Raw genomic sequence first — 21,589 nt, forward strand, 5'->3', positions numbered from 1 at the left:
CCGGACGCCTTGCTCGCCTGTCCTGTGCGCCACCTGCAATGTGACACCCGGATGACGGACTATGCCGCGCTGAAGCTGACTGAAATGTTTGCTGGAGTCGAGCGCCTGCCGCAACGCGGCGCAGCGCGCGCGCTGACGATCACCTGGTCGCGGTGGCGCTCGCTGGAGATTCGCGGTCTCTGCATTCCGCACCTGGCGTGCTTCTCGCACATGGGCGACGTCTCGATAGCGCCACATCGCCCGACCGCTGGACGCGGCGATCTTGGCAAGCGACGCCGGGTGGAGCCATGTCGCGCCCGGGTGCGCTCCTACGCGGGGGGGTTGTGTGTGGCGCTATCGGTGCCCGCGTTCCTCGCGTGCACGCACGCGGCGGTCGAAGAACAATGCACTGAGCACGATACCCAGACCCAGGAAGACCCCGAGCAGAAACAGCACCATCGCAATCGCCGGATATCCCCACAGTTTCAGCCCGGTTTCGATGCGCATCATCTGTGCCGAGGCCATGATCAGCGCCGCCGTCACGATGCCGGCCGCCACCCGGTTGGCGATCTTCTGCAGGCTTTCCATCAGATGCGATTCTTCCAGCCCGGTGACGCGCATCTGCAGGCGGTTTTCCGCAGCCAACGAGAGAATCTCGGACATGCGCCGCGGCCCTTCGCGCACCAGATGCTGCAGTTCCATTGCCTCGCTGGCCAGGTTGGCGGCGGACAGGGATTTTTTCAGCCGCGCACGCATCACGTGCTGCAGATGGCGCTCGACGATGCGGCGCGTATCCAGGGTGGGCGACAACGCGCGGCACACGCCTTCCAGATTCAATAGCGTCTTGCCGAGCAGGCTCAGCTCCGGCGGCGTGCGCAGGCCGTTGGCGGTGGCGATGCGCACCAGATCCAGCACCACGCGGCCTTCGGAGGTGGTGTCGTGGGCGGCGTAGCGGGCGATCATCTGCCCGGTCTCGCGCTGGTAGCGGTCTTCGTCGTAATCCTCCAGCCGCGTGCTGAGCGCGATGGTCTCTTCGGCGACCTCTTCGCCACGTCCATCGACGGCGGCGAACAGCAGCTTGAGCAAGCGCTCGCGCAGGCGAGGCGGCACATGCGCGACCATGCCCAGGTCGAAGATCGCCAGGCGCCCGTCCTGCAGCACGCGCAGGTTGCCCGGATGCGGGTCGGCATGGATTTCGCCATGCACGAACATCTGGTCCAGATAGCCCTTGACCAGCTCCGCGGCCAGGGTGTCCATCGGCTGTTCGGTGCGACGCAGGCCGGAGATCTTGTCCACGCGCACGCCTTCGGCCAGCTGCATGGTGAGCACCTTGCGGCTGCTCAGGTCCCAGATCGGCTGCGGGATCCACAGCATCGGAAACGGCTTGAGGTGCTTGCCGAAGCGCACCAGCGTTTCGGCTTCGTCCTCGTAATTGAGTTCGGCGCGCAGGGTCTTGCCGAATTCGCCCAGCCAGTCGGCAAAGCGCACGCGGCGGCCGATGCCGGTCAGCCGGTCTGCAGCGGTGGCAAAGCTCTTGAGCACATCCAGGTCAGAGCGCACCTGCGCGGCCACTTCGGGCTTTTGCACCTTGATCGCCACCGGTGTGCCGTCGCGCAAGGCGGCGCGGTGCACCTGCGCCAGCGAGGCGCAGCCCAGCGGCACAGGATCGAAAAACGAGAAAGCCTTGTTGACCGAGACGCCGAGTTCCTCTTCGATGATCTGGCGGATGCGCTCCACCGGCACCGAATTGGTGTTTTCCTGCATGCGCTCCAGCGCGGTGGCAAATTCCGGCGGCACGATGTCCGGGCGCGTGGACAGCATCTGGCCCAGTTTGACGAAGGTGGGGCCGAGTGCCTCCAGATCGGAGACGAATTGGTCCGGGGTGCCTTCGGCAGGCACTTCGTACTCGTTGATCGCCGCCGGGTCCAGGTTCATGCCGGCAAACACGCCCGAGCCGCGATAGCGCAGCAACAGGCGCAGGATCTGGGTACGCCGGCTCATGCCGCCCACCACGGCGTTATCGGCCGGGATCGCGGCCTGGGCCGGCGTGCGGGAAGGATCGTTCGGACTCAAGGCCATCTCCGGCACTCGTGCAATCGCTGAGTGTGGCCAGCGCTGGGTGGTGACGTGGTGAATCCGACGCAAGCCATCACCCCATGCGGGCGCTGGATCGGCGAGAATCCAGCGCCACCCACGAAGGACCCCCGCATGGCCGGTGCCAGCCTGTTCACCCTGCTCGACGACATCGCCACCCTGCTGGACGACGTTTCCATCCTGACCAAGGTCGCGGCCAAGAAGACCGCCGGCGTGCTCGGCGACGATCTGGCGCTCAACGCGCAGCAGGTGACCGGCGTGACCGCCGACCGCGAATTGCCGGTGGTATGGGCGGTGGCCAAGGGCTCGCTGGTCAACAAGGTGATCCTGGTGCCGGCGGCGCTGGCGATCAGCGCGCTGGAAGCCTGGCTGCGCGGGCGCGGCTACAACGTGCCGCTGGTGATGCCGCTGATGATGATCGGCGGCGCCTACCTGTGCTTCGAGGGCGTGGAGAAGCTGGCGCACAAGTTCCTGCATAACGAGGAAGAAGAAGCGCAGCGGCATGCCGAACGCACCCGCGCGCTGGCCGACCAGAGCGTGGACGTGGTGGCGCTGGAGAAGGACAAGGTCAAGGGCGCGATCCGCACCGACTTCATCCTCTCGGCGGAGATCATCGTGCTGTCGCTGGGCGTGGTGGCCGGGGTGTCGTTCGGCCAGCAGGTCGCGGTGCTGGTGGCGATCGCGCTGGCGATGACGATCGGTGTGTACGGCCTGGTCGCAGCGATCGTCAAGCTGGACGACCTGGGGTTGTACCTGACCAACAAGGGCGCGGCGTTGGCGGCGTTGGGTCGCGGCATTCTGGTGGCCGCACCGTGGCTGATGAAGTTCCTGTCGGTGGCCGGCACGCTGGCGATGTTCCTGGTCGGCGGCGGCATCCTGGTGCACAACATCCCGGCGCTGCACCACGTCGTGCAGGATCTGACCAAGTCGGCTGGCGGCATGGGTTGGTTGGTCGATGCACTGGGCAACATGCTGGTTGGCGTGGTCGCTGGCGCGATCGTGCTGGGCGCGGTAATGCTGTTCCAGAAGCTGCGCGGGAAAAAACCGGCGCATTGACGCCGCGTCACGGCCGCCTGGTTGGGAGGCAACTCGTCGCCGGTGTGGCGTCGTTGGCTGGCGTCGGTCGAGCGCAATGGCAATGACGGTGGCTGCCAACGATCCGCCAGTGACTGTCGGCCGTTTGCGAGTGCCCATCTGCACGATGGCGCCGCCGTTTCGGGCATTGCGTCACGGCGGCTGCGTACCCGACGAAGCGAGGTTCGTGATTCCGATGTTGCGCGCGTCTTCCGGCGGTCGCCGTTGCTAGGGTGTGCTTCGTGGGTGGTATCGGAATGTGCTGCATGACGGCAGCCTGGCGTAGAGACCGGGCCACGACTGCAGCAGCGCGATGCAGGAGGGATGCGTGAATAAAACGGCTGAGGAACAAGACAACACGCATGCGGCGCGGCTTGCCGTGCAGCGGACGGATCAAGCGCCCCAGGGAATGCCTGCAGCGGATCGGGATGCGGTACCGGTCGGCGGCTCCCCCGGCATTGGTCGGCGGCGCTTTCTCGGTTTGGGCTCGGCAGCAATGGCCGCGGCCATCGTGGGGGTTCCAGCCGGCGCAGCCACGCCCGCGAGCGCTCAGATGCGCGCGACCTGGATCACCAGCGTGTTCAATCTCGACTGGCCAAGTGCTGCGTCCGCACTGATCGTCGACCCTGCCGAACGCATCGCGGTGCAGCAGCGGGAATTGCTGGCAATCGTCGATCAGGCCCAGGCGCTGCATCTGAATACCCTGGTCTTTCAGGTCAAGCCCTGTGCCGATGCGCTGTACCGCTCGCGCATCCTGCCATGGTCGCCGGTCATGACCGGCGTTCTAGGCAAGGACCCGGGTTTCGACCCGCTGGCATTCTTGCTGCGGCATGCGCATGCGCGGGGCATCCAGGTGCATGCCTGGCTCAATCCCTATCGTGTTTCGACCGGCCTGGACCAGGCCACGCTCGATGCGTTTGCCACTGCCTCGACCGATTCGCCGCAGAGCGTGTATCTGCGCCACCCCGACTGGGTGGGTGTGGCGGCCAATCGGCTGATGCTCGATCCCGGCATTCCGGCCGTGCGTCGCTGGATCTGTGGCGTGGTCGCCGAGCTGGTGGCCTGCTACCACGTGGATGGGGTGCAATTTGATGACTACTTCTACAGCGAATCGGCGCAGTCTCCCCTCGACGATGCACAGACCTATGCCGCCCACGGGGCCGGATTTGCCGACAAAGGGGATTGGCGCCGCGACAACACCTATCGATTGATGCGAGAGGTGGCCAGGACCATTCGGGCGATCAGGCCAGGGGTGGCATTTGGGGTCAGCCCGGCCGGGGTGTGGCGCAATCGCCAGGATGATCCGCTGGGCTCGGACACACAGGCCGGTGCGCCCACATTCGATACCGCTTATGCCGATACCCGCCGTTGGGTTCGCGAAGAACTCGTGGACTACATTGTGCCGCAGATTTACTGGCCGCTGGCACGCCAGGCAGTGCGCTACGACACCATCGCACGCTGGTGGGCGGACACCGTGCGCGGTCGGCGCGTGCAACTCTATATCGGCATGGCGTTGTACAAGGTCGGCACTGCCAACGCACTGGAGCCGGATTGGACAGTGGACGGCGGTGTGCCCGAGATCGCCCGCCAGCTGGACGTGAATGCATCGCTGCCTGAGGTTGGCGGCTGCATGCTGTTTCGCCACGGATTTCTCGCTGCGGCCCAGACGCAGCAGGTGGTGGACTATCTCAGGCTGCGTTGGCAGAGCCCTTGAAGCGATTGGCAAGACGCCTGCCCAGCCAATGAGGCGACGGAGGGCGCTGACTCTGCCTGTCCCACGCAGGCGTCGGGTCCGGTGCGGGGACGCACCTGTCGGCACGTACCGCTAATCCGCGCTGATCACCCGGTTCTTGCCGGCCGACTTGGCGTCGTACATGGCGCGGTCGGCGCGGCGGATCACATCGTCCTGGGATTCGTCGAGATGGCGCAGTGCCACGCCGCCGCTGAAGCTGATGAACACGCGCACGTCGTCGTGCAGCAACGAGCGTTGTGCCAGCGCGCGCTGCAGGCGGATCACCGCTGCGCTGGCTTCGAAGATGGTGGAGTCCGGCAACAGCAGCACGAATTCTTCGCCGCCGAAGCGGGCGATGGCATCGGTGGTGCGCAGCACGGCCTTGGCCACGTCCACGGTATGGCGCAGCGCGGCGTCGCCGCCGGCATGGCCGTGGGTCTCGTTGAGGCGGCGGAAGTCGTCCAGGTCCAGCATCGCCACGCATAGCGGCTGCCCGCTGCGCTGGGTGCGTGCGGCTTCGCGCTGGAACAGCTCCTCGAAACCGCGCCGGTTGAGCGCGCCGGTGAGCTGGTCTTCGCGCACCAAACCGGCCACGTCCTTGAGTTCCTGTTCGAGCGAGGCGATGCGCTGCTCGGAATCTTCCACCTGGCGGCGGGCCGAGAGCAGTTCGTCGCGTGCGGCGAGTGCCTGCGCCTGCACCCCGGCGGTGTCCTGCAGCAGGTCCTGCAACAGGCGATTGAGGTCGGGAATGCCGCGTGCGTCGCCGATCGCCTGCGAATAACCGGCAACCCGATCATGGTATTCGCCGGTGCTGGTGGCCATGCCGTCCAGCCGGTCGACGAAGGACACCATCATCTCGCGCATGGCGGTCTTGGAGTCGGCGATGCCTTGCTTGAGCAGGCCTTGCTTGTAGATGACCTCGCGCAGGGTGCCGCGCGCCTGTTCGATCGAGCCGACGTCCAGCGGGCCGGAAATGAGTTGCCGCACCACCGAGATCTGGCCTTGCAGCCAGCTGCGGTCGTCGAGCAGTTCGCCCACGTTCTCCAGCAACAGGTCGAACAGGCCGAGCAACAGGTTCTGTTGCTCGCTGGCATCTTCGGCGCGCAGGCCGATCTGGTGGCTCAGCTCGCGCAGCCGCTGTTCCAGCGTGATCAGCTCATGCCCCGGGCGCCAGTGGCGTAGCGCCGAGGCCAGCGTCTGGGCTTCTTCGGCCAGCTCCGGGCTGCGTTGCAGCAGCGTGGCCAGCGCGTTGCCCAAAGCATGCCGCAGCAGATCGCGCAGCTGCTCGGCCTCCGTGCGGCCTTCGGCCAGCGAATCGCCGGTGTCGACGGTGCGGATGTACTTGTCGATCAACTGGCGCAGGCCGCGGCCGTAGCCAGGCCAGTCGCCGGCCGCGTAGGCCGCGCTCAGGCGCACACCCATGTCGCCGAGTTCGCCGTGCAGGCTGGCGATGCCTTCGGCAAACGACAGCAACAAGGCTTCCGGATGTGACGCATGCGAGAACAGGCGTATCAGCAAGGCAGTGGCGGCGGCAGGATCGTGCGCGCCGGATTTGGTCTTGGCCGGCACCAATTGATGCGCCGCCAGACCTTGCCCGCCGCGCTCGCCGCTCAGCACTGCCGGCAAGGCCGCAGCCGGGCGCGCGCTATCCGCCCCGCCCCATGGCAACAGGCGGCGCAGCCCGCCACGCGGGCGGCTTGGGAGTTCAGGCTGGTCTGCCATGCGCCAGGGTCTCAAAGTCGTAGTGCTATCGCTCGTTATCGGCGCGCAGGCGGGTGGCTTAAGCGGGCCAGACAAGAGTCCGTATGACCAGCATGCGCGCATCGGCCAGGCAGGGGCGCGACCCGTGCTGCGCGCGTGCGCATGAACAAGTCATACAAGTGACGGCGGGCGCCGCCGAAAGATCCCGCCTGCGGTGCATTGCAGTGCTGGTGCACCGATAGACGCACGTCATTGCCCTGCAATGTGCGGCTTATGCCTGCGTGCATGCGCAACCATGCGCAACGGAATGTCGGTTGTCGCAGAAAAGTCAGCACGTATTCACGCATTTTTTATTTGGTCGGGGTGTAGATTCATCTCCAAGGACAACGTGGAGTACGCGCGTCATCCCCGCTCCTCATTCGCAGCAGGTCGCCTGGCCGTAGTGGCAGACGATGGTTTCCGCTTCGCTGTTTTTCCGTCTCCACCCACTTTACGACGGACGTTTAGATGGTTGCCATGATGCCGCTGCACGCTACTACCGCACGCTTAGAGCGAAGCACGATGATCCCTACTCTGAAGAAGAGCGGGCGACCGCGCGATGCACGCGGGCGTTTCATCCGGCACCACGAGCGCCTGCCGGTCTCGTTGGCCGACACGCGTGGTGCGCTGTTCGTGGTGTCGGAGATGGCGGACTTCATCAAGGCCGGCGGTCTGGGCGATGTGGCCGCGGCGCTGCCACGCGCGCTGCGCCACCGTTACGACGTGCGGGTGTTGATCCCCGGCTACCGCGCGGTGCTGGCACGCGCCGGCAAGGTGGAGATCGTCGGCCGGGTGTTGGCGCATGCTGCGCTGCCGGCCTGCGACATCGGCCGCATCGTGCAGTCCGATGGCCTGCCGATCTACATCCTGTTGTCCAAGGAACTGTTCGAACGCGACGGCTCACCGTATGTGAGCACCAGTGGTTCGGAGTTCGAAGACAACGCGATCCGCTTCGCTACCTTGTCGCATGCCGCCGCGCAGATTGCCGCCGGCCATGCGGGATTGGGCTGGAAGCCGCGCCTGCTGCACTTGAACGACTGGCCGTGCGCGTTGGCGGCGGCCTATGTGCGTTGGTCCGGCGGTACCACGCCGTGCCTGCTGACCATCCATAACCTGGCCTATCAGGGCCTGGTGCCGTATTCGATGGCGGCCGCGCTGGGCATCCCTGCCGAGCGGGTGGCCGAGCTGGAGTTTTACGGGCAGATGTCGTTCCTGCGTGGCGGCATCGTGCATGCCGACCACGTCAACACCGTCAGCGTCAGCTACGCCCAGCAGATCACCGGCCCGGCCCAGGGCTGCGGGCTGGACCGCCTGCTGGCCGGCCGCGCGGCCAAGGGCGCGCTCACCGGTATCGTCAACGGCATCGACGCCAGCTGGGATCCGCGCACCGACGCACATCTGGACGCGCATTTCAGCGTGAATCATTGGCAGGGCCGTCAGGCCAACGCCGCGCAGGTGCGCAAGGCGTTCGGGCTGCGCGAAAGCACCGGCCCCTTGTTTGCAGTGGTCTCGCGCCTGGTGCATCAGAAAGGCCTGGACCTGATCTGCGAGGTCGCCCCGCAGATCGTGGCGGCCGGCGGCCAGATCGCGGTGATCGGCGGCGGCGAGCCGGAGATCGAGCAGCAGGTGGCCGAGCTGACCCGGCGTTATCCCGGCCAGGTCGGTGCCTTCATCGGTTTCGAAGAAGGCCTGGCGCGGCGCATGTTCGCCGGTGCCGATTTCCTGCTGATGCCCTCGCGCTTCGAGCCCTGCGGGTTGAGCCAGATGTACGCGCAGCGCTTTGGCTGCCTGCCGATCGCGCACGCCACCGGCGGCCTGATCGACACGGTGGATGACGGCGTCACCGGCTTCCTGTTCCAGCAAGCCAGCGTGGAGGCCTTGCGCCGCTGCCTGGAGCGCGCCTTCCGTACCTTCCGCCTGCCCAGCCTGCTGTCGGCGATGCGCCGTGCGGCGATGCTGCGCCCCAGCGGTTGGGATGTGGCGGGCAAGAAGTACCTCTCCCTCTACGAACGCACCGCCGCAACTGCGCCCGCGCTTGCGACGGTGTCATGAGCGAACGGCTGGGCGTGCAGGGGCAGGAGACGGAAGCAGCGGCGGTGAGCATGGAAGAGGCGTCCGAAGTCATGCGGAGCCTGCAGGCGCTGGCCGATGGATTGCCCGCCGATGCCTTCGCGGTGCTGGGCCCGCACACGCAGGCCGATGGCCGCCGCCTGGTTCGCGTGCTGGCACCCGGGGCCGAGGCGATGGGGTTGATCGATCCGCGCGGCAAGTTGTTGGCACGCATGCAGCCCGGCGCGATCGAGGGTGTATTCGAAGGCATGTTGGCGGTAGAGGGCCCTTACCGGCTGCGCATCGTCTGGCCGGATGTGGTGCAGGAGATCGAAGATCCCTACGCGTTCGCCGCCACGCTGGATGAGTCCGTGCTGCTGCAGATTGCCGCAGGCGATGGCCAGGCGCTACGCAGCGCCCTGGGCGCGCAGCATCTGCACTGCAACGACGTGCCGGGCGTGCGCTTCGCCGTGTGGGCGCCGCACGCGCAACGCGTGGCGGTGGTCGGCGACTTCAACGGCTGGGACCTGCGGCGGCATCCGATGCGCCAGCGGATCGGCGGCTTCTGGGAGCTGTTCCTGCCGCGCGTGGAAGCCGGTACCCGCTACAAGTACGCCATCACTGCCGGCGACGGCCGCGTGCTGCTCAAGGCCGACCCGGTGGCGCGTCAAAGCGAATTGCCGCCTGCCACCGCGTCAGTGGTACCGGGCGCAGTGGCGTCCGCGTGGACCGATGCTGCCTGGATCGCTTCGCGCGATGCGAGTGCGGCGCCGGCGCCACTGTCGATCTACGAAGTGCACGCCGCCTCCTGGCGCCGCGATGGGCATGACCAACCGCTGGATTGGCCGGCACTTGCCGCACAACTGATTCCGTATGTGCAGCAGCTCGGCTTCACCCATATCGAGCTGCTGCCGATCACTGAGCATCCGTTCGGTGGCTCGTGGGGCTATCAACCGCTGGGCCTGTACGCGCCGACCGCGCGGCATGGCAGCCCGGATGGGTTTGCCCAATTTGTCGACGCCTGCCATCGCGCCGGCATCGGCGTGATCCTGGATTGGGTCAGCGCGCACTTCCCCGATGATGCGCACGGCCTGGCGCAGTTCGATGGCGCCGCCCTGTACGAACATGCCGACCCGCGCGAAGGCATGCATCGCGACTGGAATACGCTGATCTACAACTATGGCCGGCCAGAAGTGACCGCCTACCTGCTGGGCAGCGCGCTGGAGTGGATCGACCACTACCACCTCGACGGTCTGCGCGTGGATGCAGTGGCCTCGATGCTGTACCGAGACTACGGCCGCGCCGAAGGCGAATGGGTGCCCAACGCGCATGGGGGCCGCGAGAATCTGGAAGCCGTCGCTTTCCTGCGCCAGCTCAACAGCGAGATCGCCACGCGCTTTCCCGGGGTACTGACCATCGCCGAAGAATCCACCGCCTGGCCGGGTGTGACCGCGCCGATCAGTGAGGGCGGCCTGGGCTTTACGCACAAATGGAACATGGGCTGGATGCACGACACGCTGAGCTATATGCAGCGCGATCCAGCCGAGCGCGCGCAGCACCACAGCCAGCTGACCTTCGGCCTGGTCTACGCGTTCTCCGAACGCTTCGTGCTGCCGCTCTCGCATGACGAAGTGGTGCATGGCACCGGTGGTCTGCTCGGTCAGATGCCGGGTGACGACTGGCGGCGCTTTGCCAATCTGCGCGCCTATCTGGCGCTGATGTGGGCGCATCCGGGCGACAAACTGCTGTTCATGGGCGCCGAATTCGGCCAGTGGCGCGACTGGAATCACGACCAATCGCTGGACTGGCATCTGCTCGATGGCGCGCCGCATCGCGGCGTGCAGCAACTGGTGGGCGATCTCAACGCGGCCTTGCGTCGCGTGCCGGCGTTGTATCGCGGCACGCATCGCGCCGACGGCTTCGACTGGAGCGTGGCCGACGATGCGCGCAACAGCGTGCTGGCCTTCATCCGCCACGATCCCGATGGCGGCCCACCGCTGCTGGCGGTGAGCAACCTCACCCCGCAACCGCTTCACGACTATCGCGTCGGTGTGCCGCGTGCCGGCAGCTGGCGCGAAATCCTCAACACCGACAGTGCCAATTACGGCGGCAGCAATCTCGGCAACAGCGGTCGCCTTGCGACCGAGCCGATGGGCATGCACGGGCACGCACAACGCCTGCGCCTGACCTTACCGCCGCTGGCCACGATCTATCTGCAAGCGGAGAAATAACAATGAACGAGCGCAACGACACCCTGCCGGCATGGGGCGCATGGCCAGCGGGTGAGGGACAGGTGCGCTTTGCGCTCTGGGCACCCGATGCCAAGGGCGTGGATGTGGTCTTCGACGACGGCGTGCGTCGCGCGCTGCACGCCGGGCAGGATGGGTTTTTCACTGCGCTGATCGACTGCGCCGCCGATGCGCGGTATCGCTACAGCGTCGATGGCGGCGAGCCGGTACCGGATCCGGCCTCGCGCTGGCAGCCCGAGGGTGTACACGGTCCCAGCGCCGTGCAGCGCAGCGATGGCTACGCCTGGCACAACACCCAATGGCAGGGACGGCCGTGGGACGAGGCGGTGATCTACGAACTGCACGTCGGCACCTGCGGCGGCTATGCCGGTGTGCAGGCGCAATTGCCGCAGCTGGCGGCAATGGGCATCACCGCGATCGAGCTGATGCCGTTGAGCGCGTTTCCGGGTGCGCATAACTGGGGCTACGACGGGGTGCTGCCGTATGCACCGGTGGAAGCCTATGGCACGCCGGACGAATTGAAGGCATTGATCGACGCCGCGCACGGGCATGGCCTGATGGTGTTGCTGGATGTGGTCTACAACCACTTCGGCCCGGACGGCAATTATCTGCACAGCTATGCTGCCCCGTTCTTCAACGAAGACAAGCCCACCCCGTGGGGCGCGGCGATCGATTTCCGCAAGCCGCAGGTGCAGCGTTACTTTCTCGACAACGCGCTGATGTGGTTGCACGAATACGGCTTCGACGGCCTGCGTCTGGATGCGGTGCACGCGATCACCCCGAACGCCTTCCTGGATACCTTGCGGCAGACCGTGCAGACCAGTCTGCCGGCCGGTCGCCACGTGCATCTGGTGCTGGAGAACGAATTCAACCAGGCCTCGCAGCTGCAACGCGGCTACACCGCGCAGTGGGACGACGACTTCCACAACGCCTTGCATGTGTTGCTGACCGGTGAGGAGGAAGGCTATTACGCCGCGTTCGCCGATCAACCGACCCAGCATCTGGCGCGCGTGCTGGGCGAAGGCTTCGCCTATCAGGGCCAGCCGGATCCGCGTGGGCATGTGCGCGGCGAGCCCAGCGGTGGCCTGCCGCCACACAAGTTTGTGATCTTTGCGCAGAACCACGACCAGATCGGTAACCGTGCGCGGGGCGAGCGTTTGAGCGTGCTGGTGTTGCAACAACGCCTGCGCGCCGCACTGGCGTTGACTGCGCTGACGCCGATGATTCCGCTGTTTTTCATGGGCGAACCGTGGGGCGCCACGCAGCCGTTCCTGTTCTTCACCGATTTCGGCCCGCCGCTGGACGATGCGGTGCGCGAAGGCCGTCGCCGCGAGTTTGCCCACTTCGCCGCGTTCGCCGACGAAGCGCAGCGCGCCACCATTCCCGACCCGAACAGCCACGCCACCTTCGCCGCTTCGCGGTCGCCGATCGAAGACGCTGCGCAAGGCGAGGGCGCGCAGTGGACAGCATGGTTCAGCGCCTTGCTGGGCGTGCGCCGCCAGTGGTTGGTGCCAGGTCTTGCGCAAGCGCGCGCCGTGGGCGCCAGGGTGCTGGCCGAAGGCGCGGTGACTGCCAGCTGGGAATTGCCGGGTGGGGTGTGGCATATCGCCTTCAACGTCGGCACCTCTGCAGTGCCGATGCCGCCACTGCGCGGACGTGTGGCGCATGCCGAAAACGTCGCTGCCGATGCGCAGCAGTTGCCGGTCGATGGCTTCATCGCCTGGCATGAGGAGCGCGCATGAGTACGCGCGATCTGAGCAGGGCGGATCTGCACACGCTGGCCGCAGCGGCCGGGGTGATGGTGGATTGGGTGGATGCCAGCGACCAGCCGCGGCAGGTGTCCGAACAGTCGCTGCATGCGGTGCTCACTGCGCTGGAACTGCCTGCCGCCACCGCCACGCAACGCGAAGACAGCCTGCGTCGCTGCAAGGCGCAGGCAATCGAACCGGCACCGCTGTTGACCGTACAGGTGGCCGCGCTATTGCCCGTGTCGGTTGCCCCTGATGCCAGCGGCCGTTGGGTGGATGACAGCGGTGCCAGCGAGCAAGCGCGTGCGGATGCGCAAGGACAGGTGCGTGCACCGCAACGGTTCGGTTACTGGACGCTGCAGATCGGCGGGCTGACTCAGCAGGTCGCAGTGGCACCGCAACGCTGCTTCAGCGTGGCCGATGCGTGCGGATTGCCGGCTCCGCGTGCCTGGGGCATGGCGCTGCAGGTGTATTCGGCGCGCAGCATCGACGACGGTGGTATTGGTGACGCGTCCGGCACGGTGGAGTGGGTGCGGCATGCCGCGCTGGCTGGTGCCGATGCGTTGGCCCTGAGTCCGGTACATGCCTCGCGCCCGGTCACCAGCGGTTACAGCCCTTATTCGCCCAGCGACCGGCGTTTTCTGGATCCGTTGCATGCGGCACCTGTGCGTGTGCTCGGCGAGCTCGCACTGGATGCGATCAACGAGGTGCCTGGGCTGCGCGAGCGTTTCGATACGCTGCATAACACGGCATTGATCGACTGGCCGGCGTCCGCGCAGGCAAAGTGGCAATTGCTGCGTCATCTCTACACACGCGTCGCAGCCGATCATCCCGATCTGGTCGCCTTCCGCAACGAAGGGGGCGATGCGCTGGAGGGTTTTGCACGCTTCGCTGCGCAGGATTTCGGCGGCAACGATCCGCAGCTGCATGTTTTTACGCAATGGCTGGCGGCGCGCAGTTGGTCGGATGCACAGCGCGAGGCGCACGAGCGCGGCATGAAGATCGGTCTGATCGCCGATCTGGCCGTGGGCTTCGACCCGAATGGCGCCGAAGCTGCGGCCGCCGCAGACACCGTGTTGCGTGGCCTGGTGTTGGGTGCACCGCCGGATGCCTTCAATGCCGATGGCCAGCATTGGGGCATCGGCGCGTATTCGCCCACTGCATTGCGACGCAGCGGCTACGCGCCGTATATCGCGCTGCTGCGCGCGGTATTGCGCGACCGTGGCGGCATCCGTATCGACCATATCCTGGGGCTGTTGCGGCTGTGGGTGGTGCCCGAAGGCGCCAGCTCCAATGAGGGCGCGTATCTGGCCTATCCGCTGCACGATCTGCTCAATCTGCTCGCGCTGGAATCGTGGCGGCATCGCGCCATCGTGATCGGCGAAGACCTGGGTGTGGTGCCGCCCGGCATCCGCGAAGAACTGTCGCGGCGTGGCGTGATGGGCATCGATGTGTTGATGTTCACCCGCGACGACAACGGCGCCTTTGTGTCGCCGGCGTTGTGGCGGCCGGATGCGGTGGCTACCACCACCACGCACGATCTGCCCACCTTGACCGGCTGGCGCGAAGGCCGCGATATCGATTGGCGACGCAAGCTGGAACTGATCAAGCCCGCGCAGGCGAGCGACGATGCCACCGCGCGGAGCAAGGATCTTGCACGTCTGGATGCGGCGGTCGAACACGCCGGCCTGAGCGCTGCGAACGACCCGCTGCTGGGCGCGCTGCGCTTCACCGCCACCAGCGTCTCGCCACTGGCCCTGTTGCCGGTGGAAGACGCGCTGGCGCTGGAAGAACAACCCAATCTGCCGGGCACTGTCGAAGTCCATCCCAACTGGCGCCGACGCCTGCCCGATCCCTTGCCGCATGCGCGCCTGAGTACGGCGCTGCAGGGCTTTGCCGAGGCGCGTCGCGTCGCGGCCGTTTCGGAACCGCATCCATGATCGACCTTCGCGCCACCGCCCGCCTGCAGCTGCATGCCGGCTTCACCCTGCACGATGCACTTGCGCAGGTGCCGTACTACGCCGGGCTCGGCATCAGCCATCTGTACCTGTCACCGATCGGCACTGCGGTACCCGGCTCCACGCACGGTTACGACAATATCGACCCGACCGTGGTCAATCCCGAACTCGGCGGCGAAGCCGCGTTGATCGCCTTGTCGCAGGCCGCGCGCGAACACGGCATGGGCTTGATTGCCGATATCGTGCCCAACCACATGGCCACGCACGCGGACAATGCGTGGTGGTGGGATGTCTTGCGTAACGGCCGCAGCGCCAAACATGCCGACTGGTTCGACATCGACTGGCGCGCACCGGGCCGCGATGGAAAATTGTGGCTGGCGGTGCTGGACCGTCCGTATGCCACCGCACTGGCCGAAGGCCTGATCACGCTGGTGGTCGAGGACGACGGCAGTGCGGCGTTGGCGCATTACGACCAGCGTTACCCGATCCGTCCGCAGACGCTGGAGGTGCCGGAAAAGGCCGCACGTGCCCAATGGCTGCGCGACTACAACGACGGCGCCAAACGCGGCGATGGCCGCCTGCACAAGCTGATCGAACGCCAGCCATATCGCTTGAACTGGTGGCGCGTGGGCAACGACATGCTCAATTACCGCCGCTTCTTCGATATCACCTCGCTGGTGGCGTTGCGGGTGGAACTGCCGGCGGTGTTCGACGCGGTGCATGCCTTGCCGCTGCGGCTGGTGGCCGAGGGCCATCTGGATGGCTTGCGTATCGATCACGTGGACGGCCTCACCGACCCCACCGGTTATGTGCGCAAGCTGCGTAGCCGGCTGGATGCGGCCGGTCGTCAGCGCGGACTCAAGCCCGGCACGCTGGCCTTGTATCTGGAAAAGATTCTGGCACCCGGCGAAGCCTTGCCGGCCGACTGGCCCTGCGATGGCACCACCGGTTACGACTTCATGGACCAGGTGGGCGGCGTGCTGCATGACGCGTCCGGCTTCAAGCCGCTGGCGCGTGCCTGGCAAAAGGTGAGCGGACGTAGTGGCGATTTCGCCCAGGAAGAACGCGCCGCACGCGACGAGATCCTGCGTGGCCCGCTGCAGACCGAATTCAATCGCGCCGTGGGTGCACTGTCGGCATTGGCGCGACTGGACCCGCCCACGCGCGAGTTCAGCCCGCAGATGCTGGCGCGCGGCCTGTGCGTGTTGCTGCGCTGGTTCCCGGTGTACCGCACCTACGCCGGTGCCAAGGGCGTAACCGGCAGCGAAGCCGAGCGCTTACGCGCCACCGCCGCGCGTGCCCGCGAGGGCATGCCGGAATCGATCGTTGCGGCCGTCGATGCGATCGAGCGCTGGTTGCTCGACGATGCCGGCGCCGATCGCGCGCAGATCGCCTTGCGGCGCATCCTGCGTCGTCGCGTGGAGCAGTTGTCCGCACCGCTCAATGCCAAGTCGGTGGAAGACACCGCGTTCTATCGGCACGGCGTGCTGCTGTCGCGCAACGAGGTCGGCAGCCATCCGACCCACTTCGCCAACGAAGCGGCCGAGTTCCATGCGCAGAATCAAGAGCGCGCCAAACATTTCCCACGCGCGTTGCTGGCCACCGCCACGCACGACCACAAGCGCGGCGAAGACCTGCGCATGCGGCTAGCAGTGCTGTCCGAGCAACCGCGCTGGTGGATCGAACAGAGCACCCAGTTCGATGCCTTGACCGAGACACTGGAATCGCCGGCATTGGCCGGTGGCGACCAGCAGATGCTGTGGCAGACCCTGGTGGCCGCCTGGCCGATCGGCCTGGGCGCCGATCAGACCGAACCGCTGGCCGCCTACGCCGAGCGCATCGCGCAATGGCTGCTCAAGGCAGTGCGCGAGGCCAAGTTGCACACCAGTTGGACCGATGGCTCGCCAGCCTACGAACAGGCCGTGCAAGCCACCGTGGAGCAGGTGTTGTGCAGCCGCGCCGGGCTGCCGCTGCGGCGTGCGCTGCTGCGCGCCAGCAACCATATCGCCGCCGCCGGCGCGCGCAATGCGCTGGTGCAAACCACGTTGCGCCTGACCGTGCCGGGCGTGCCCGATCTGTATCAGGGCACCGAAGGCTGGGATCTGTCGCTGGTGGATCCGGACAACCGCCGCCCGGTCGATTACGCGCAGCGCCAGCAATGGTTGGCGCAGGCGCGCGACTGGAACACGCTGCTGCGCAGCTGGCGCGATGGCGCGGTCAAGGCGCGTCTCACTGCGCTGCTGTTGCAGCTGCGTGCCGAACATCCGGCGTTGTTCGCGCAGGGCGACTATCAGCCGCTCAACGTGGCGGTCAGTGGCGATGCGCAGGTGCTGGCGTTCCGTCGTCAGTACCGTGGCCAGTCGCTGGTGGTGGCGGTCACGCGACTGGGTGCCGGTGACCAGGCCGAGGGCGATCTGCCGTTGCTGGTGCCGCCGGCACGTTGGGGTCAGGCGGCGTTGGCATTGCCGCAAGGCACATACCGTAATGTGCTCGATGGCAGCACGTTGCAGCCGCAGCAAGGACGCCTGGCGCTATCCACGCTGTTTGCACGCGCGCCGGTGGCAGTGTTAACGACCCCCTAAGAGAACGTACGCAATGAACGACACGGAACGGCAGGCACGACTTCGCCAGTTGGCACAGGAGATCTGGGAGGCCGAAGGCCGCCCGGACGGGCATGCGGCCCGTCATTGGGCCATGGCCGAGCGCCTGGTGGACGCCGAAGAACGCGCCGCCGAACAGGCCAACCCGCACGTCACTGCACGTCAGTAACGGTGCCTCTGTCATCTTGCATGGTGCACCCTGCTGGCCGCGCCATGCAGGGTTGAACGTGCACCCGCACGCATTCGTATTCGCTCACTGGTTTTGAGTTCACCGTTTTCAGGAGTTACCGATGGCCACTCGCAAGTTCACGCAACGCTCGCGCATCCGCGAAGGCCGTCCCAATCCGCTCGGCGCCACCTGGGACGGGTTGGGCGTCAACTTCGCGTTGTACTCGCGCAACGCCACCCGCGTGGAACTGTGTCTGTTCGACGAGCGTGGCCGCGAGCAGGAGCGCCTGGCGCTGCCCGAATACACCGATGAGGTCTGGCACGGCTATCTGCCCGACGCACGCCCCGGCCAGTTGTACGGCTACCGTGTGCACGGGCCTTACGCGCCCGATGCCGGTCACCGCTTCAACCACAACAAATTGCTGCTGGACCCGTATGCCAAGCAGATCGTCGGCGAGCTCAAATGGGCGCCGCATCTGTTCGGCTACACCATCGGCCATCGCGACAAGGATTTGAGTTTCGATCGTCGCGACAGCGCCGCGTTCATGCCCAAATCCGCCGTGATCGACCCGGCGTTCACCTGGGGCCAGGATCGCCCGCCGCAGACGCCGTGGAATCGCACGGTGATCTACGAAGCGCATGTGCGCGGGCTGAGCATGCTGCACCCGGCAGTGCCGCCGGAAGATCGCGGCACGTTCTCGGCCCTGAAGACCGACGAGTTGATCGACCATATCAGCTCGCTCGGCGTCACCGCGGTGGAACTGCTCCCCGTGCACGCCTTCGTCGACGATCAGTACCTGCTGGAAAAAGGCCTGCGCAATTACTGGGGCTACAACACGCTGGGCTTCTTTGCACCGCAGGCGCGTTACATGTCCACGCGGACCGTGGCCGAGTTCAAGCAGATGGTGGCGCGCCTGCATCACGCCGGGCTGGAAGTGCTGCTGGACGTGGTCTACAACCACACCGCCGAAGGCAACGAACTTGGGCCAACGCTCTCGTTCAAAGGCATCGACAACGCCAGCTACTACCGCCTGGCCGACGATCGCCGCTTCTACATCAACGACACCGGTACCGGCAACACCTTCGATCTGACCAACGTCGGCGCATTGCGCATGGTGATGGATTCGCTGCGGTACTGGGTGCAGGAAATGCATGTCGATGGATTCCGTTTCGATCTGGCCAGCATCCTCGGCCGTGAGCGTTATGGCTTCGACCCCTCGGGCAGCTTTCTCGATGCGGTACGCCAGGATCCGGTGCTCAGCCAGACCAAGTTGATCGCCGAGCCGTGGGATATCGGCCCGGGTGGTTATCAGGTCGGCAATTTCCCGCCGGGCTGGGTGGAATGGAACGACAAGTTCCGCGACAACGTGCGCGCGTTCTGGCGCGGCGACGGTGGGCAACTGGCCGAGTTGGCTACACGCCTCACCGGCTCTGCCGATCTGTTCAACCACAGCGGTCGCCGCCCCACCGCATCGGTCAATTTCGTCACCGCGCACGACGGCTTTACCCTGCGCGATCTGGTCAGCTACGAGGGCAAGCACAACTTTGCCAACGGCGAAGAGGGCAGGGACGGGAGCGACCACAATATCTCGGCCAATTACGGCGTCGAAGGCGACACCAACGACCCGGCGATCAAGCAGCTGCGCCGGCAGCAGATGCGCAATCTGCTCGCCACCTTGTTGCTCTCGCAAGGCACGCCCATGCTGCTGGCCGGCGATGAATTCGGCCACAGCCAGAACGGCAACAACAACGCGTATTGCCAGGACAACGAACTGACCTGGATCGACTGGACTGCCGCCAGCAAGGCCGCCGCCGCCGATCAGGCCGCGTTCGTGCGCAGGCTGATCCGCATCCGCCAGCGTTATCCGCTGCTGCATCGCGCACGTTTCTTCGATGGCAAGTTCGATGAAGCGCTGGGCCTGCGCGATCTCACCTGGCTGGCGCCCAACGGCAACGAGATGGACGAAGCCGGTTGGCACGACCCGGAAGCCCGCGCGCTGATGCTGCGCCTGGATGGCCGCTCGCCGACCACCGGGCTGCGCGAGATCGCCGCCAACGTGAGCTTGCTGATGTTGATCAATGCCGCTTCCACCAGCGTGACGTTCACGCTGCCTGCGATGCACGACGAACATTGGCGCGTGCTGGTCGACACCGCACGCCACGGCGGCCGCGTGGTGGCCGGTGGCAGCGAATGGAAGGCGCCAGCGCACTCGTTGACCTTGCTGGCGGTGGAGCGCGATCGCATCGCCAGCAGTGCGCGCATCGTCTCCGAGGGCGCACGCTGATGGCAGGAGCGCACTGATGGACGTGTTGTTGGCAGGGGCGACCGGTCTGGTCGGCAAACACGTCTTGCAGCAGTTACTCACTGACACGCGCTGCACGGGCGTGGTTGCGATCACGCGCCGGCCGTTGACGCAGATCCATCCCAAACTGCGCAACCAGGTGATCGACTTCGATCGCCTGGACAGCTGGACCGCCCCGCGCATGGAAGCGGCCATCTGCGCCTTGGGCAGCACCATGAAACAGGCCGGCTCGCGCGAAGCGTTCTATCGCATCGATCATGGCTACCCGATGGCACTGGCACGCGCGGCTTGCGCGCAGGGCACCTCGGTGTTCGTACTGAATTCGGCCGCCGGTGCCAATGCGCACTCGCGGATTTTCTACAACCGCGTCAAGGGCGAACTGGAACGCGATCTGCGCGCAGTCGGCTTCCCCTCGCTGACCTTCGTACGCCCGGGGCTGATCGGCGGCGAGCGCGAAGAGCGGCGTACCGGCGAACATATCGGCAGTCTCGTGCTGGGCGCGCTCGGCCCGCTGCTGCCACGCCGCTATCGCATTAACCCGGCCGAACGGATCGCTGCGGCAATGGTGTGTGCAGCGCTGGCGCCTGCGCGTGGGGAGCACAGCGTCGAGGCTGCGGAGTTGGTGGGCTGACGAGGTGTCGCCGCCTCGTCACGCGATAGCCGATGGTTGTCCGTTTCCTCGTAGGAGCGCGCTTGCGCGCGATGAAGCGTTATCGATAACGCCTCATCGCGCGCAAGCGCGCTCCTACGGATGTACGTGCGGCTGAGAGACATGCTCCGCCAGCGCATGCAATGCGCTCAAACCCCCAACGACTGCCCACCATCCACCGCAAGCACTTGCCCGGTGATCCAGCGTGCTTGCGGAGAGGCGAGAAACAACGCCGCATCGGCAATGTGTTGCACCTGCCCGAACCCGCCGAATGGAATGCTGTCGCGGATGCGTGCATACAGTTCCGGTTCTTCATCGCGACGCCGCGCCCATAGTCCGTCCGGAAATTCGATCGAGCCTGGCGCAATCGCGTTGACGCGGATGCGCTCGCGCGCCAGTTCGGCGGCCAGCGTGGTGGTGTAGTAATTGAGCGCAGCCTTGGCGGTGGAGTAGGCGATCGCACGCGGCGTGGGGCGCTGCGCGTTGATCGAGCTGATGTTGAGGATCACCGCCGCAGCGCTGTTGCGTAAGTGTGGCAGCGCGGCGCGATTGCAACGCACCGCGGCCATCAGATCCACGTCCAGACCGGCCTGCCAGCTTGCATCGTCATTGCCGTGTCCATAGCCGGAGGCGTTGTTGATCACCACGTCCAGGCCATTCAATGCCTGCGCTGCAGCGTCCACATAGGCCTCGATTTGCGCAGCATCCGACAGGTTGCAGGCGAAGGTATGCACCGGCGCGCCATGTGGCGCCAACACGTATGCGGCGTGTGCGAGGCCGTCGGCATTGCGTGCGCACAGCGAGACGTGCGCGCCGTTGAGCACGAACGCGTCGGCAATGGCCAGGCCGATGCCACGGCTACCGCCGGTGATCAGGACACGTTGGTCGCGCGGCGCGAGTTGCTGGCGTGCTTCAGGAATGGGCATTGCGGGCACTCGATCGGAAACCGGCATTATCGAGCAGCTTGGTCATGACGCAGTGTTCGGCGCCATTGCGGTGTTGGACGTACCATCGCAGCTGCACCCAAAGTCCAAAAGCGGCTAACAAAATTACTGCGTTCACCGCCAGACGCGCGCGGCCGGTGCTCGGAATCGGCATGTGCCACTCGTACACTCCGGTTCTGAGCGCGCTGTCCGCATGCCCCCGGCAACTGCTCGCTACATTTTGCTAGCCACTCTCAATTGCGGTGCGCAGCGCAGCGCTGCGAGACACGTGGGGAGCCATGCGCCGGCACCTGTCTGCGGTC

13 protein-coding genes and 1 other RNA gene are annotated in these 21,589 nt (G+C 66.1%); 11 read left to right on the forward strand and 3 right to left on the reverse strand.

Features of this window, described 5'->3' with window-relative positions:
- Positions 1-333 precede the first annotated feature (333 nt).
- Entirely contained in the window at positions 334-2,058 is a 1,725-nt protein-coding gene (locus tag FFY45_RS09245; RefSeq protein WP_023902319.1) for an ABC1 kinase family protein, read from the reverse strand.
- 129 nt (positions 2,059-2,187) lie between these two features.
- Here FFY45_RS09245 and FFY45_RS09250 point away from each other — a divergent pair, with 129 nt between their 5' ends.
- Together FFY45_RS09250 and FFY45_RS09255 are read left to right on the forward strand one after the other, a co-directional pair.
- Positions 2,188-3,129 carry a DUF808 domain-containing protein gene (locus FFY45_RS09250; protein WP_176340205.1) on the forward strand — a complete coding sequence of 314 codons (942 nt, stop codon included), beginning with the start codon at positions 2,188-2,190 and terminating at the stop codon, positions 3,127-3,129.
- Between the two features lie 427 nt (positions 3,130-3,556).
- Complete coding sequence (locus FFY45_RS09255) at positions 3,557-4,861, forward strand: glycoside hydrolase family 10-like protein (RefSeq protein ID WP_217902516.1); 1,305 nt, start codon at positions 3,557-3,559, stop codon at positions 4,859-4,861.
- Positions 4,862-4,972: 111 nt separating this feature from the next.
- Here the strand turns inward: FFY45_RS09255 and FFY45_RS09260 are convergent, their stop codons facing one another.
- Positions 4,973-6,601, reverse strand: coding sequence for a GGDEF domain-containing protein (locus tag FFY45_RS09260; protein ID WP_115037356.1), 1,629 nt, complete (start codon positions 6,599-6,601; stop codon positions 4,973-4,975).
- Between the two features lie 486 nt (positions 6,602-7,087).
- Here FFY45_RS09260 and glgA point away from each other — a divergent pair, with 486 nt between their 5' ends.
- From glgA to FFY45_RS09300, 8 genes are all read left to right on the forward strand, one after another.
- Entirely contained in the window at positions 7,088-8,671 is a 1,584-nt protein-coding gene (glgA, locus tag FFY45_RS09265) for a glycogen synthase GlgA (RefSeq protein ID WP_006449759.1), read from the forward strand.
- Positions 8,668-10,899 (forward strand): 1,4-alpha-glucan branching enzyme, encoded by a 2,232-nt coding sequence (locus tag FFY45_RS09270; RefSeq protein WP_176340207.1) that lies wholly within the window; start codon positions 8,668-8,670, stop codon positions 10,897-10,899. The genes glgA and FFY45_RS09270 overlap by 4 nt, the downstream gene beginning before the upstream one ends.
- A 2-nt stretch (positions 10,900-10,901) precedes the next feature.
- A complete protein-coding gene (gene treZ, locus FFY45_RS09275; RefSeq protein ID WP_176340208.1) occupies positions 10,902-12,659 on the forward strand; it encodes a malto-oligosyltrehalose trehalohydrolase in 1,758 nt (585 codons plus the stop codon).
- On the forward strand, positions 12,656-14,605 hold the full coding sequence (malQ, locus tag FFY45_RS09280) for a 4-alpha-glucanotransferase (RefSeq protein WP_176340209.1): 1,950 nt from the start codon (positions 12,656-12,658) through the stop codon (positions 14,603-14,605). Before treZ ends, malQ begins: the two co-directional genes overlap by 4 nt.
- Positions 14,602-17,205: a malto-oligosyltrehalose synthase gene (gene treY, locus FFY45_RS09285; protein WP_176340210.1), complete on the forward strand. Its 2,604-nt coding sequence runs from the start codon at positions 14,602-14,604 to the stop codon at positions 17,203-17,205. The genes malQ and treY overlap by 4 nt, the downstream gene beginning before the upstream one ends.
- A 13-nt stretch (positions 17,206-17,218) precedes the next feature.
- Positions 17,219-17,392, forward strand: coding sequence for a DUF2934 domain-containing protein (locus FFY45_RS09290; protein WP_104550934.1), 174 nt, complete (start codon positions 17,219-17,221; stop codon positions 17,390-17,392).
- Between the two features lie 121 nt (positions 17,393-17,513).
- A complete protein-coding gene (glgX, locus tag FFY45_RS09295; RefSeq protein ID WP_023902330.1) occupies positions 17,514-19,676 on the forward strand; it encodes a glycogen debranching protein GlgX in 2,163 nt (720 codons plus the stop codon).
- 16 nt (positions 19,677-19,692) lie between these two features.
- The gene (locus FFY45_RS09300) at positions 19,693-20,325 is read left to right on the forward strand and encodes an NAD(P)H-binding protein (protein ID WP_176340211.1); all 633 of its coding nucleotides are present in this window, start codon (positions 19,693-19,695) and stop codon (positions 20,323-20,325) included.
- Positions 20,326-20,492: 167 nt separating this feature from the next.
- Here FFY45_RS09300 and FFY45_RS09305 read toward each other — a convergent pair whose 3' ends face one another.
- The gene (locus FFY45_RS09305) at positions 20,493-21,269 is read right to left on the reverse strand and encodes an SDR family NAD(P)-dependent oxidoreductase (protein ID WP_176340212.1); all 777 of its coding nucleotides are present in this window, start codon (positions 21,267-21,269) and stop codon (positions 20,493-20,495) included.
- A gap of 170 nt (positions 21,270-21,439) precedes the next feature.
- Between FFY45_RS09305 and FFY45_RS09310 the strand changes: the two genes are divergently transcribed.
- Positions 21,440-21,516: non-coding RNA, sX9 sRNA (locus tag FFY45_RS09310), on the forward strand.
- Positions 21,517-21,589 lie beyond the last annotated feature (73 nt).

The sequence above is a fragment of the Xanthomonas hortorum genome (assembly GCF_011305375.1).
In the GTDB taxonomy this organism is placed as follows: domain Bacteria; phylum Pseudomonadota; class Gammaproteobacteria; order Xanthomonadales; family Xanthomonadaceae; genus Xanthomonas; species Xanthomonas hortorum_E.